This is a genomic window from Calothrix sp. CBUCES-K 9914, from assembly GCF_059640475.1.
Map to the genome: position 1 here is coordinate 1 of NZ_JBXXZH010000243.1, position 13,925 is coordinate 13,925.

The window sequence follows — 13,925 nt, forward strand, 5'->3', positions numbered from 1 at the left end:
GATTATCTATATCAGAGATGGGCAGGGATGCCCGCTTCACAAGAAAGAGTTAATTCTTAGCCCCCTTATTAAGGGGGTTGGGGGGATTTTACTGTTTGGGTTTATAGGTGGATGCTACATGTAACTCCTTAAGCTGCTTATCATCTACACTGCTCGGTGCCTCTGTCAACACACACCGTGCTTGCTGCGTCTTTGGAAAAGCAATAACATCACGTATTGATTCTTCGCCAGCAAGTAACATTACCATTCGGTCTAAACCAAAGGCGATACCACCATGAGGAGGTGTGCCATATTCAAATGCTTCTAATAAGAAACCAAATTTACCCTGTGCTTCTTCGGGTGAAAGTCCTATGGCTTCAAATACTTGCTCTTGAATGTCGCGTTGGTATATACGAAGGCTACCACCACCAACTTCAAACCCATTTAACACCAAGTCATAAGCCTGCGCGCGCGCGGTCTTCAAGTCATTAATATCATCAGGGTGCGGCGCCGTGAATGGGTGGTGTAATGCTTCGAGTCGTTTCTCGTCGGCATTCCACTCAAACATTGGAAAATCAACAACCCATAACAAATTAATTTTCTCTGGGTCGATTAAATTAAATTCTCTGGCGGCAAATTGACGCAACCTGTCTAACGTTTTATTTACAGTCGGAGCATCACCTGCACCGAAGAGTAATAAGTGACCTGGTTTGGCGCCTGTACGAGTCAGAAGTTCTTTTTTCTGCTCCTCTGTCAAATTATCTTTAATGGCGCCAATAGTATCAATCTCTCCGTTGTCGCGTACACGAATATACGCTAAACCCTTGGCGCCAGCTTCACTTGCTTCTCTAAATATATCTCCACCTGGTTTGATACGGACGTTAGAAATTGCATCATTCCCGTTAGGTATGGGCAATATTTTAACTATCCCGCCGTTTTTGATAGCTTCGTTAAAGACTTTAAAACCACTGTCTTTAAGAATATCTGAAACATTAACAAGTTCTAAGTCATACCGAGTATCGGGTTTATCACTGCCATACTTGTCCATTGCCTCGGCATATGTTATTTGAGGAAAGGGATGTTGTAATTCAATACCTTTTACGGTTTTGAAGATGTGACCAACAAGCTTTTCGTTGAGCTTCATAATTTCTGGTTGCGACATGAAACTCATTTCCATGTCTAATTGTGTAAACTCAGGTTGCCTGTCCGCGCGTAAGTCCTCGTCACGGAAACATCGGGCAATTTGATAATATCTATCACATCCCGACACCATCAAAATTTGTTTGAACAATTGTGGTGACTGTGGCAGCGCAAACCATTCTCCAGCGTTAACACGACTTGGTAATATATAATCACGGGCGCCTTCAGGAGTCGAACGAGTTAAAATTGGGGTTTCCACCTCAATAAACCCTTCAAAGTCTTCTAGATAGCGACGCATTGCTTTAACAACTTGATGGCGCATTTGGATGTTTTTCGCCATTCTCTCGCGTCGCAAGTCTAAATATCTATACCTCAACCGCACTTCTTCCCGCACTGGGTCTGTATCCGCAGTCGATACTTGGAACGGTAACTGCTTGCGAACAGCGTTAAGAAGCGTTATTTTATCGGCGTAAATCTCCACTTCTCCTGTCGGAATACGCTCGTTTAATGACTCATCTGGACGTTGGGTGACTCTACCGACTATTTCTACTACGTACTCACTACGGAGAGCATTCGCGGCATCATATGAATTTGGGGTGCGCTGTGGGTCGCTGACTATCTGCACGATGCCATCGCGGTCGCGTAAATCTAAAAATATTACTCCTCCGTGGTCGCGGCGCCTATCTATCCATCCATACAGGGTGACAGTTTTTCCAATATGTTCAGAACGGAGTTCGCCGCAATAATGAGTTCGCATAGGTTACTTTTCTTAATTTCTTTTACTAGAGAATGATTGGATCGACTAAAAGCTAATACATTATCTAGCATCAACTGTAATTGTAGTAATTCCCGCTCAATAAAAATCAAAAATTTGCTTTGTCAAGATTTTATGGTTAAATTTGTCAGCGATTACACTAAACGCTTACTTAAATTTTTATGCAAATTGACCCCAATAACCCACCACAGCCTGATGTAACCCCACCTAACACTCACTCCCAACACTCATTATTAATACCACGCGAGAGGCACCGAAAATTTTTCTGGACGTATGTACTCATGACTATAGTCGGGTGGGTTGTCGGTGGTATTGCCAGCATTGCTATTGAAAAAGCTATCAACGAACAATTTATAATTAAAGCTACTCCCGAAATTCAAACACTTTGGTACACCTGGGGAACTTATGTCAGTTTAACTGTCTTTGCCCTCATTTTTGGCGCCGACCAAGCAATTGTAGTGCGTCGTTACATTTCTGCTTGGTGGTGGTTACTAGCAACAAGCTTCGGTTGGTTGGCTTCTATTAAAGTTTCTAACGTTTGGCGAGAGTACATTGAAACATTTGCAGTTTCACTCGGACGTGATTTAACATCCGAAGAGATAATCATTCTAACGATAGCCTCTACTGCTGCCTTTATCTTATCTGCTATCTGGATAAGTTTTTGCCAGTGGGTAGTGCTGCGACGCTACACTAAAGGCTCTTGGTGGTGGAACTTTATCAACTCTCTTGCATTTGCGCTAATTAGTTTTTTAGTCTGGTTACTGTCTCTTGTACAAGATTCGATTCCATCCGTTTACCGCGATCTAGTATTGTATTTATGCGAACAAGGACTTACAGCACTAATTATAGGAGTTATTCCCGCAATTGGTTTTTGTCGTCTCAAAGCGCGCGCTATTAAATTGGAAACCCCTTCTCCCCATCATAAACATGAATCAAGATAATCATTCTCGTTTACAATCCACTCCACTCATAGCTCAAAAACAGCCCCATGTTTTAGAATTACACGGCGACTCTCGCACCGACAACTATTTTTGGATGCGTGATATCGATAACCCTCAAGTAACTGCTTACCTCGAAGCTGAAAATGCTCACACCGAAGAGGCAATGAAGTCAACTACTGATTTACAGCAGCAGTTATACAACGAAATTCTTTCTCGTATCAAAGAAACTGATTTATCTGTACCAGTTCGCAAAGATGATTATTATTATTACTCCCGTACCGAAGAAGGTAAAGCCTACGCTATTCATTGTCGCAAACAAGGCAACTTAGAGGCACCGGAAGAAATTCTACTCAATGAAAACGAACTTGCCTCTGAACAAGAGTATTTTAGCTTGGGAGTTTTTCAAATTAGTCCCAATCATGAAATACTTGCTTATTCTGTTGATAACAATGGTTCGGAAAGATACACAATTTATTTTTTAGATTTAAAAACATCCAAGTTATATCGAGAGACTATATCCGAAACATACTATTCATTTGCCTGGGCAAACGATAATCAAACAGTTTTTTATACACAAGTTGATGAAGCAAATCGTCCTTTTAAGCTGTTCCGTCATCAATTAGGAAAACCACAGAAAGAAGATACATTAATTTACCATGAACCTGATGACTCTTACTTTTTATCTGTAGGTAAGACTCGTAGCAATGCTTATATTGTGATGAGTTTGGGTAGTCAAGTTACCTCCGAAGCTCATTTTCTTGATGCCAACAACCCCTTAGAAGGCAAGTTTCAAATAGTAAACCCGCGCGTTCAAGGTGTAGAATACGATATCGAACATCATAGTGATTACTTTTACATCGTTACTAACGAAAACGCAATCAACTTTAAATTAATGAAAACTCCAGTTGCTTCACCGTCCAAGCAAAACTGGGAAACTGTAATACCACACCGTGAAGATGTCATGTTGTCAGGGGTAAGCTTGTTCGCCAAACACTTAGTAATTTATGAGCGCGTAAATGGCTTACCTTGTGCCACCGTCCAAAACTTGGAAACAAATAAATCACACAATATCACTTTTCCCGAACCAACATACGGATTCTTTGAAGGTATAAACCCAGAATTTAATACCAACACCTTACGATTTACTTACACCTCATTAATCACACCTCCATCCGTATTTGACTATGACATGGAGACAAACGCACGGGAATTAAGAAAAGAAACGGAAGTACTAGGAGGATACGATAAAACCCAGTACGAAAGCGAAATGCTCACAGCAACCGCATCTGACGGCACAAAAATCCCCATATCTATCGTCTATAAAAAAGATACAGTTAAGAAAGGTACACTCAAAAATGGGGAAAATCCATTATTTCTAACAGGTTATGGTTCCTACGGCTATCCATATCCAGTCACATTTTCATCAAACCGCTTGCCCTTACTAGAACGTGGATTTGTTTTTGCCATTGCTCATATTCGTGGTGGTGGAGAATTTGGACGTAAATGGTACGAAAGTGGCAAATTCTTAAATAAGAAGAACACCTTTACCGACTTTATAACATGTGCCGAACATTTAATTGCCCAGAAATGGACATCTCCACAACACCTAGCGATATCCGGTGGTAGCGCAGGAGGTTTACTAATGGGCGCCGTCATCAACATGCGTCCCGACTTATTTAAAGTAGTTGTTGCTGATGTACCATTTGTAGATGTACTAACAACAATAGCCGACACATCGTTACCTTTATCCGCTATTGAATGGGATGAATGGGGCAACCCCAACGATAAAGTTTACTACGACTACATGAAATCTTACTCACCCTACGACAACGTAGAAGCAAAAAACTATCCCCACTTACTCATCACAGCAGGTTTGAACGACCCGCGCGTCAAATATTGGGAACCCGCAAAATGGACGGCAAAACTCCGAGAACTCAAAACCGACAATAATATTCTCCTGCTCAAAACAAATATGGGCGCCGGACATGGTGGCGCCTCTGGACGCTACGAAAGTTTAAAAGAATTAGCCTTTGAATATGCCTTTGTGCTGAATTGGTTACACTAAGCAACGGATGCAACACATGTAACGGATAATTTATTTAATTCATCCGTTACATCCGTTACATCCGTTACATCCGTTGCAAATCTTATTCCTTACTCGCTCAATGCTAAGGTCAAAGATAACAAACCAATTACTGTTCCAATTCCAGTAATTTGTATTTAATGATACAAATATTAAAATTTCAGTGTGGTTATTACTGGAATTAAATCGTGTTTTAAATTCCGCCGCATATAGTATTTTTGAACAAAAGCACAAAAAGCTCTCTATTTAATCACAATATTCTAAAGATATACTAAAAATCTAACTGTAACAAAAGCACTCCAAGAAATTGCCGACTAAGGTTAAAGTATTAAATAGATACGTTGGAACTTTATATAGATAAAAAAATTCTGAATAACCGAATTGTTTAAATGACAATCAATACTGAAAATTGATTTATATATGGAATTAGATATATGTTAATGTTCAATACATACCCGTTACCACCAAAAGTTGATATAGCACACACAACACTTTTAGTTAATATACGTAAATTTCCAAACACAGCGGTGCAAAATGTTACAGAAAAGGCAGCAAATAGTAAAATATCGCAGGGCAGAGAAATAATTGATGATTCACAATTACAATCTTTAAAAAGACAGCTTTTCAATCAAGTTAATGCATCCTGGGCAGAACGAAAAACACTGGGTTCAGATTTGGTATACAAAGTAGCAATAGGCGCCAATGGAGAAATAATTGGCTACGAACCAATAACTCAAACCGCGCGCGCTCAAATTGCCAAAACTCCCCTACCTAAATTAGTTTCCGACCCTTTGGACTCCGCTTCCACCAAAAACCAACCCTTTGGAAGTTTCCGTGTTGTATTTCGTAAATCAGGAGTACTAGAAATTAGTCCGTGGAGAGGGTTTCGCACGACTCCCGATGTTGTAGGAGATAAAATTACCAATCCTAGACAACTAAGAAGGTTACAACGACAACTAACAAGGACATTACGCGAAAATTGGGAAGGTAAAACTACTGCAAAGCAAGATTTAAAGTATCGCGTTGCTGTAAACAAGAATGGTGTTGTTGCAGACTACGAACCCATAAACCAAGATGCATACGACCATTTTCGGGAAACACCTTTACCCTTGATATTCCAAGAACTTCACGGTTCCAACATTGCCCCTCCCAAAGACTCTGAACCGCTAGCGCATTTTCGCGTCGTCTTCAAACGTAACGGTTCCTTAGAAATCACACCCTGGAGAAAATTACGGTAGGGTGTGTGACGCTACCAACAACCTAAAAACGAAGCAATAATCTAGTAGCGTCACGCACCTTACTACCAATAATCTTACGAATTAATTATTAAAACCCCATTATCCCCATCCAACGTTGCACTGGCGCCAACAGGTAATGCAGCGTTACAACCGTCATGTCCAAACGGAAGGTCAGAAACAATGGGGATACCCAAATCTCCCAAACGTTCTTTTAATACTTCTTCAGCTTGGAAACTGGGTATATTGACAGGTGGTGTACATTGACTAAATCTTCCAACTGCAATACCCCGTACTTTTGCTAAGGCGCCACTCATTCGCCATTGTGTCAGCATTCGGTCGATGCGGTACGGCGCCTCACCAACATCTTCTATTGCTAATATCACATTCTCAAATTCTGGTTGATAAGGAGTACCAATCAGGTGCGTTGCAACTGTTAGATTTGCTGGTAATAATATACCATTTACAACACCAGAACCCCAACCAATTCCTTGTATCGGTTCAATATTACGACCTTCAACCCAATCAAACAACCGCTGTTTCGACCATTCGGGTTCCGAATAAAGTGTTGTTAATACAGGAGCATGAACTCCAGAAATACCTACTTTATATAAACTCCATAGTAATGCAGTAATGTCAGAAAAACCGATTAACCATTTCGGCTGGGTTGAAGCATTACTAAGCATCCAAGTCCAATTTTCTAAAACACGGGTACTACCAAAACCACCCCTAGCACATAGTATGCCTTTACACTCTGGGTTTAACCACGCTGTCTTGAGATGATGGCGCCGAGTACTATCTAACCCAGCAAGGTATCCCCATCGGTCATTGATATCACTTATTAATTCAACACGATAACCACGATTTCGCCATATCTCCACACCTTGGTGAAACGGTTCCATAGAACGTAAAGTACCGCTAGGAGCAACAACACACAGTAAATCTCCCGGTTGTAATGGTGATGGAGTCAGAACAGGCGACTTAAAATTATACAAATCCATAACGCAAGAGGCGCCTCCTATATCTGATATTTTCTAGTACAGTAAATGATACACCTACAAAGATTCGAGAATTTGATTCAGTTGTGTATTCAACCATTGCTTAAACATATGATTAAGTAACTCTTGATACCTTAGAGAAGTCAACTCTGCTGGTATAACTTCCTCAACCCAAAGTAAATGATAGCCTTTTTCAAGTTTAAGGGGGCCAATTACTTGGTGAGGAGAGGTGCTAAAAACTACAGGTGCAATGCCAGTTTCAACTTGCCAACGGTAAACTTTACCTTCATAGCCACACTTTTGTCTGCGACTTGAGTCAATATCATAACTATGTGCTGCTGTATAAAAGCTAATCTCTCTTTCCTCAATTTGATAATAAAGTTCTTGAGCAAGCTTCTCATCCGTAACTACCATGCGATATAAAATAACCTGCTCAAACTCCGCGCGGTTTTGAATAAAAAACTTTTCGACTTCCTTGCCAAACATCTTTTCAGCAAGCTTTTGCGCTAATAGTCGGTTCCGAATACCAGCTTCCCAGTCATGAGGAGTAAGCATATTGTTCGCCAACCAAGCTACCGTATCCGCAGCTTTTTCCAACCCCAGTTCTCTCCGCTGCTCCGTAGCTTCTTTTTCTATCTCCTCACTACTGACGCTAATATCCTTTTCTAAAGCAATTCGTGCTATGACTCTTTGATACAAAATATTTTGCCGCGTTTCTTTCAAGCTCATTTCCTGCTTGAGAAATTCTACTATCTCTTCTGCTTCAATGACAGCCTTAAAACTCTCGCTCATTGTATTATTTGTATCTATGCTGCTTTTAGCATAACATTTTATTCGTTCCATCAACCTCAAACATCTTGCTACAATCAAGGTTATAATCTCAAAAAAACTGGAAGCTACACGCCTGTAACTTCCAGTTTTTTGGATGAATAAAATAATTTCAACTGGGAGAATTGAAATTATTTAGATGTGAAAACAGATGGAGAAATGTTAGTTTGGAATCGTCAAACACAGAATTATTATTACTTATTCCTTTATCAGGAATAGCCACCAAGCATAATAGTAATATCTATGTTCATAAACCTGTGCTAATAACCAGGGTTATAAAATCTGCGTTCATAATTTTATTTGCCGTTCATCATCTCCTTATTTATAACTTACCTTTAGTAACTTTTCACCCTATATAACTCGTTATAACTCGTTTCTGCTATATATACAGTGTATAAAATTAAATTACAAATTGTTTGCCATTTTGGCAGATTAATTACAAAGAAACAATAAATTGATTTTCTGATATTTAAATTATTGTAGAAACGTGATTAATCCCTTCGGGAAAACCTCCAGTTTACACGTCTCTACAAACGCGCGGGAATGTGTTTCACTTCTGCCAGCAAAAGAGAATTCTCTAAGAAAACTCACATAATTCAAAGCAGGCACTTTGCTTATCCGGTTGGAAATCAGATTTATTAGATTGGTTAGATAAATTATCGGTTATTTGCGCTGATAACCATTCATCGAGATTACCACCTCTAATTTCTCTTTTTTGCTTACCAACTACTTCCAAGTAAGCCAAGTCTTTTATCTTACTCAAGCAACTCGATGGAAGATTATTGTGCTTTTGCTTTTCTGATGGCGCCGTCACACTGTTGTTGCTGTCATGTTGATTATTTGGCTTTTCAGGAGAATTATCTTTGAGCAGTCGGTTGTAAGTACGATAAGGAATATAATGCAGAGGGTTATACCCAGCAAAGCGCAGCATTAACACACAAGCCCAAGAATATTTTCCAGCTAAAATAGCCTCAACTACTTGGTCAAACTGTTCAGGACGAACTGGTTTATTGAAATTGCTGCTCATACCAGGATTATCTTGATTCATAGTTCTCACTAACTAAATTGAAGTAAACGACTCTAACAAACATACTCATAACTTGTCTGGTGCGTGATGCTACTAGTTCCGACGTTTTATTTTACGATTGTTATAGCATCACGCACCCTACCTCCTTAACCATTCGCTATTTTTCAAAGAACATATCAGCAACTCGGTAAATGTGGACAATTTGGACTTTTTTACTAACTTTTTTACTGTCGTTGGTTTGATATCGCATCTCAGTATGATTATACTTTTTTGGTATAATTTTAAATTCGTGTTGATAATTTGTTGGTTCTAACGCTTGTTCGAGCGTCTGTCCAACAAAGAATGTTAATTGATTTTGCTGTACTGGTATTTTGACGACATCAGTAGCTTGTAGCTCTGATTCTTTTGATAAGTGCTTTGCAGGCACCGTCGAATAATGAAGCTCACTAACCTCTTCAACTTTTGCGTTTATTGCCCAACTCCAAGTCATTGCAAGAAAAGCAATACTGCTTAACAACATTGAATAAGGAACCATGGAGGGTTGCTTTTTCAATATCGTTTGCAAAGAGTCTGAAGCATCCTCTGTATAGGCGCCATCTAAATCTCTAGCTTTGTTTGAGGAATGATCTGCACTATTACTGATGATTCTTTCCATCATAAAGACCCTTGAGTAGAAATCTAACTGTTTATCATCGACACCCGGTTCTCGGCTGTTGGTAGATGCAGTTTTATCCTCTTAAAATCAATGCCAACTCCCTTATCAAGTTTCATAACTCCCTCATAAATAGTAGTTTTTACTACTTTTGATAGACTTAGTTAAGTATTTATACATATACTTTTCGCTCGAAACTGGAAAATCTTTAGCTTTTGTTTTAAATAGCAACATTCGTACTTATACTATTTTTGTCTGTGAATGCCATCTGCCAATTTGGCATCTTATTAGTCAAATTTACTCAATCATTTTCATAACCTACTTAAGTGATGTGCAACTTTACATTTTGTCCCCTTGCTATTAACTTCCGAGGGGTCAGACCCCTCACTAATACTAGATTTTATTTTTTTGTTCTAGCGAATTGCCCCCAGAAAATTGTAGCACTAACTGAGGTTTATAAACCATTGATGAAGAAATAATTTGTGGGTAGTACTGATTCAAAATGTGTATGCTACCTAAGCTAATTGACAATATTTTTTACAGTTTGTGAATAGCCTCAATATTTTGAGCTAAAATCCTTACTGGACATGCTTTATAGCAATAACACATGAATGCAAATTTCAAGTAAACTTATTGTAATTTTTGTATTAAAGCGGGTTTTTTGCTTGGTGATTATCGAGTGCAGTATTAAGATGTCGCAGGGTAGAATTCGTACTGTTTCTGACACGTAGCAATAAGCCACGAGGCAAAAGTACTCAATATATTGATTTTGACATCATAAATACCACATTTACACAACACCCAGAGTGATGAAAGACAGCAAATCTTGGGTTTATAAGCGCTATAAATAATGCTCAAATTCGTATTCGATAATCATTTGCAATTAATTAACTACTCGTAACAGATAAAACGATTGCCTAATGCTGAACTAAGCGTGAATACAGTCTATTATTTGCTATTAATTCGTGATGTCTGCCTTGTGCAATAATGATACCTTTATCCAACACGAGTATACGGTCAGTACAGCAAAGGTTATTAAGAGAGTGAGTTACGACAAATGTGGTACAAGCTACGGCGCCGCGACTTAGCTCCTTGACTCGTTCTTCTGTTTGAGCATCAAGCACACCAGTCGGTTCATCCAGAATCAAAATTCTTGGCTTGCGAACAAGAGCGCGAGCGATGGCAAGCAAGTAGCGCTCTTGATTTGACAGCGTTTTACTCTTATCGCTGATGATTTGGTTATAGCCTTGCGGTAATGACTCAATAAAATCGTGGGCGCCTGCATAAATAGCAGCACTCCTAACATCCTCAAATGTATACTCTGGATTAAATAGAGTAATATTTTCAAAAATCGTGCCTGAAAATACACAAATCTCAGAAGGCACAATTCCTAACTGCGTTTGCAGCGTCTCAGGTATAACCATTGCAGTATCATGTCCATCAATCAAAATTCTGCCTTCGGAAGGTTTATATAATCCGACTAGCAAATTGACTAACGTACTTTTACCCGCACCACTTGCACCAACAATACCAACTATCTGCCCCGGTTTGATAGTGAACGAGATGTTTTGCAGCGCGTTACGTTCCTCTTGATAAGCAAAGCTAACACTCTCAAAACAAACTTCACCCTTAATCTCTGGCATCACCATTGTGGAATGAGTTACTTCATGGGAGGAAAGCCAAACATCATTGAGTCGTTCAATTGAAACAGCTACTTTCTGAAAATCGTTTTTTAGCTCAACTAACGCCAAAATCGGATTTGTAATGCTGCCAACAAGCATATTAAAAGCCACAAACTCACCTAATGACAGTTGCTCTTGCATCATCAAACTTGCTGCACACCACAATACTAAAGTACTACTAAGGTGCTTTATAAGTTTATTAGTGAACTGTAAGTTATTGCTATGTCTTTGAAAGCGTAATCGTGTTTTGTGAGAGCTTGCAAACCGTTCTTCCCATTGCCAACGCATCCATCTTTCAGCAGAGAAACTTTTGATTGTTGTGATAGCGGTTATCATTTCACTCATCGTATTGTTTTGTGCTGCTGTATCACGAGCTACTTCGCGCGATAGATTTTGTAATGAAGTTGCATTCATAGTACACAAAGCAGCAGGTATAGTTAGTACTAAAACGAGCAAAGTTAGTTGCAAGTTGTAGTAAGCTAGCAACCCCAGGCACAAAAATGCACACAGCGCGTCTAAAATGACACTGAACGCGCGACGAGTTAAAAATGTTTGAATCTTGTGGTTTTCTTCAGCCCGACTCATGATGTCTCCTACCTGTCGCAGCGCAAAAAACTCCAAAGGTAATTTGAGGACATGACGAATAAAACCACTCATCAAGCTCATATCCATATGATTGGAGAAATAGTCCAACAGGTATTGACGTGCTGCTTTGATACTAAGGCGCCAGATACCAAAGACCATAAACCCCAGAGCGAAAACGTTGAGTGTATTGAACATGCGCGCAGGTATTACCTTGTCGATAACGACCTGGGTTATTATTGGCGTAATCAGTCCAAAAAGTTGCATTATGATTGATGCAATGACTATTTGTAAAATTAAGTGTTGATACTGGAATAAAGACGAACATAAGCCACGTAATGAAATTTTCTCATCTAGTAGTAGTTGTAAGCGTTCGGTTGGCTCAAGTATCAAAGCATATCCAGTCCAGTTGGCTTCAAACTCGGCAGTTGGTAATGTCCGCATTCCCACCGTAGGGTCAGAAATTTCCACAGAATTAGAACCAACATTCCAAACAACAATATAATGATTACCTTGCCAATGAGCAATCCACGGATGGCGCCCATTCATTGCACTTAAATTTGCCCTAACTGGTAATGCTTCATACCCTAAACTCAGCGATGCCTCTGTTAACGCATCGAGTGTGGCGCCGATACGATTTGTGCGTAATGAGCGTCGTAATGTATTTAAACTAACTCTTTTACCCCAGTATCGGCATATCATCGCTAAACATGCGGCGCCGCAATCTGATGAACTTTGCTGTGCAATAAACGGGTACTTTCTACCAGGTTGATAAGTATCATATGTTTTAACCCCAGAAGAAACACTAATAGGAGAAACAAGTATATTATCTGGAATTTGAACTTTCTCAATAACTTTATACTCTTGAGTCATCGGGACACTGCTACTGTCTTCCTTTGTACTCTCTGATGTATTTTCCCTCATAGATAGGAAGGGTTTTGCAATTTCCCAATTTTCAATTGGTAGATGACATATTAATAATTCAGTTTCTGCTGAAGTAGCAGGTGATGTCATATCAGGATATCCCCAGCTATCACCAATTTGAGGAACTTGATAAAAGGAGTTTTCGTCTTTGATGCAACCGTCCATTAACCAATAGCGTCCCAATGAAGCTTCCGTAGCTTCCTGTAAAAGCTCCGAAGCATTAACTGTGCGAAGTTCAAAATAGGGTGATAAATGTTGCAGAATTTGACTTGTTGAAGAACGTAACTGAGTGCATGTCTTCAAAAAAATCAACTTTTGCCGTGTTTCGATAGTCTGCTTAAGATATGACTCAAAATTATCCCCGCGTTGTAACCAAATGTTTAAATCAGCAGCACTAAGCGAAGCTACTATACCAGCACTGGCAGCAACAGCACGATACGGTATTGAATGGTGGTAAATTAATCGATCTGCACCAAAACTTTCTCCAACATCAAGCAACTGCACTGAAGCGTAGCGCGCTCTTATAGCATCATAACCTAACAACCGTACTCGTCCCCGACAAACTAGCGAAAATACATCTGCCGTATTGTCGGCTAAATAATTAATTAGTTCATCACCAAGCGCAAACTCTTTAATGACCCAACCATGATTGTACTCCTTATCGAGACTCGTATCCGTTGCAACTAACCTTATCAATCGGTTAATAGTTGCTTCAGGAGTGGGAGCAAGCACATTATCAGTGTTTATGTGATTTATATGCTCTCCCTGAACTCGTAACAACGGAGAAAAGTTCATGGGTATTTTATTGAGGTGCGCTAAACTTAAATACAATGATGTTGATACTGAGTAACCAAAAATTTCAACTCCAGTAAGAATGGAAGTACAAGTCTTTACTACCACTCGCTACAATGATAAACTGTCTTTTTGGTTACAATCTCAATTCAGTCTCATCTCTTACTACGTCGTATTCCCAGAGATTTGAATCAAACATACGCTCCCGTGTCAATTAGCAAATCCTTGGTTTACTAAAGTACTTACTTATCTTGTAATACATTTTTATAACTTTTTGACTTGTTTCC

General features: G+C 39.4%; 9 protein-coding genes. 3 read left to right on the forward strand and 6 right to left on the reverse strand.

The genetic code is table 11. The annotated features are described in order from the left end of the window. Nucleotides 1–88: 88 nt before the first annotated feature. Nucleotides 89–1,876: an aspartate--tRNA ligase gene (aspS, locus tag AC2JBO_RS35525; RefSeq protein WP_496958344.1), complete on the reverse strand. Its 1,788-nt coding sequence runs from the start codon at nt 1,874–1,876 to the stop codon at nt 89–91. A gap of 299 nt (nt 1,877–2,175) precedes the next feature. Here aspS and AC2JBO_RS35530 point away from each other — a divergent pair, with 299 nt between their 5' ends. From AC2JBO_RS35530 to AC2JBO_RS35540, 3 genes are all read left to right on the forward strand, one after another. Further along, nucleotides 2,176–2,835 carry a hypothetical protein gene (locus AC2JBO_RS35530; protein WP_496958345.1) on the forward strand — a complete coding sequence of 220 codons (660 nt, stop codon included), beginning with the start codon at nt 2,176–2,178 and terminating at the stop codon, nt 2,833–2,835. Next, nucleotides 2,822–4,900: a S9 family peptidase gene (locus AC2JBO_RS35535; RefSeq protein WP_496958346.1), complete on the forward strand. Its 2,079-nt coding sequence runs from the start codon at nt 2,822–2,824 to the stop codon at nt 4,898–4,900. The genes AC2JBO_RS35530 and AC2JBO_RS35535 overlap by 14 nt, the downstream gene beginning before the upstream one ends. Before the next feature lie 452 nt (nt 4,901–5,352). Then, nucleotides 5,353–6,156 carry a hypothetical protein gene (locus AC2JBO_RS35540; RefSeq protein ID WP_496958347.1) on the forward strand — a complete coding sequence of 268 codons (804 nt, stop codon included), beginning with the start codon at nt 5,353–5,355 and terminating at the stop codon, nt 6,154–6,156. 74 nt (nt 6,157–6,230) lie between these two features. Here the strand turns inward: AC2JBO_RS35540 and AC2JBO_RS35545 are convergent, their stop codons facing one another. The 5 genes from AC2JBO_RS35545 to AC2JBO_RS35565 all read right to left on the reverse strand — a co-directional run bounded on the left by AC2JBO_RS35545 (nt 6,231) and on the right by AC2JBO_RS35565 (nt 13,746). Next, a complete protein-coding gene (locus tag AC2JBO_RS35545; RefSeq protein WP_496958348.1) occupies nt 6,231–7,154 on the reverse strand; it encodes a S66 peptidase family protein in 924 nt (307 codons plus the stop codon). A gap of 54 nt (nt 7,155–7,208) precedes the next feature. Further along, nucleotides 7,209–7,943 (reverse strand): peptidylprolyl isomerase, encoded by a 735-nt coding sequence (locus AC2JBO_RS35550; RefSeq protein WP_496958352.1) that lies wholly within the window; start codon nt 7,941–7,943, stop codon nt 7,209–7,211. Nucleotides 7,944–8,556: 613 nt separating this feature from the next. Next, nucleotides 8,557–9,027: a HetP family heterocyst commitment protein gene (locus AC2JBO_RS35555; protein WP_496958349.1), complete on the reverse strand. Its 471-nt coding sequence runs from the start codon at nt 9,025–9,027 to the stop codon at nt 8,557–8,559. Nucleotides 9,028–9,163: 136 nt separating this feature from the next. Continuing rightward, nucleotides 9,164–9,664 carry a hypothetical protein gene (locus tag AC2JBO_RS35560; protein WP_496958350.1) on the reverse strand — a complete coding sequence of 167 codons (501 nt, stop codon included), beginning with the start codon at nt 9,662–9,664 and terminating at the stop codon, nt 9,164–9,166. Between the two features lie 911 nt (nt 9,665–10,575). Further along, nucleotides 10,576–13,746, reverse strand: coding sequence for a cysteine peptidase family C39 domain-containing protein (locus tag AC2JBO_RS35565; protein ID WP_496958351.1), 3,171 nt, complete (start codon nt 13,744–13,746; stop codon nt 10,576–10,578). Between the last annotated feature and the right edge of the window lie 179 nt (nt 13,747–13,925).

Coding starts and splice junctions, on each gene's coding strand:
- AC2JBO_RS35545 (WP_496958348.1), bottom strand. CDS start 7,154: ATGGATTTGTATAATTTTAAGTCGCCTGTTCTGACTCCATCACCATTA.
- AC2JBO_RS35535 (WP_496958346.1), top strand. CDS start 2,822: ATGAATCAAGATAATCATTCTCGTTTACAATCCACTCCACTCATAGCT.
- AC2JBO_RS35560 (WP_496958350.1), bottom strand. CDS start 9,664: ATGATGGAAAGAATCATCAGTAATAGTGCAGATCATTCCTCAAACAAA.
- AC2JBO_RS35555 (WP_496958349.1), bottom strand. CDS start 9,027: ATGAATCAAGATAATCCTGGTATGAGCAGCAATTTCAATAAACCAGTT.
- AC2JBO_RS35530 (WP_496958345.1), top strand. CDS start 2,176: ATGACTATAGTCGGGTGGGTTGTCGGTGGTATTGCCAGCATTGCTATT.
- AC2JBO_RS35540 (WP_496958347.1), top strand. CDS start 5,353: ATGTTAATGTTCAATACATACCCGTTACCACCAAAAGTTGATATAGCA.
- AC2JBO_RS35550 (WP_496958352.1), bottom strand. CDS start 7,943: ATGAGCGAGAGTTTTAAGGCTGTCATTGAAGCAGAAGAGATAGTAGAA.
- aspS (WP_496958344.1), bottom strand. CDS start 1,876: ATGCGAACTCATTATTGCGGCGAACTCCGTTCTGAACATATTGGAAAA.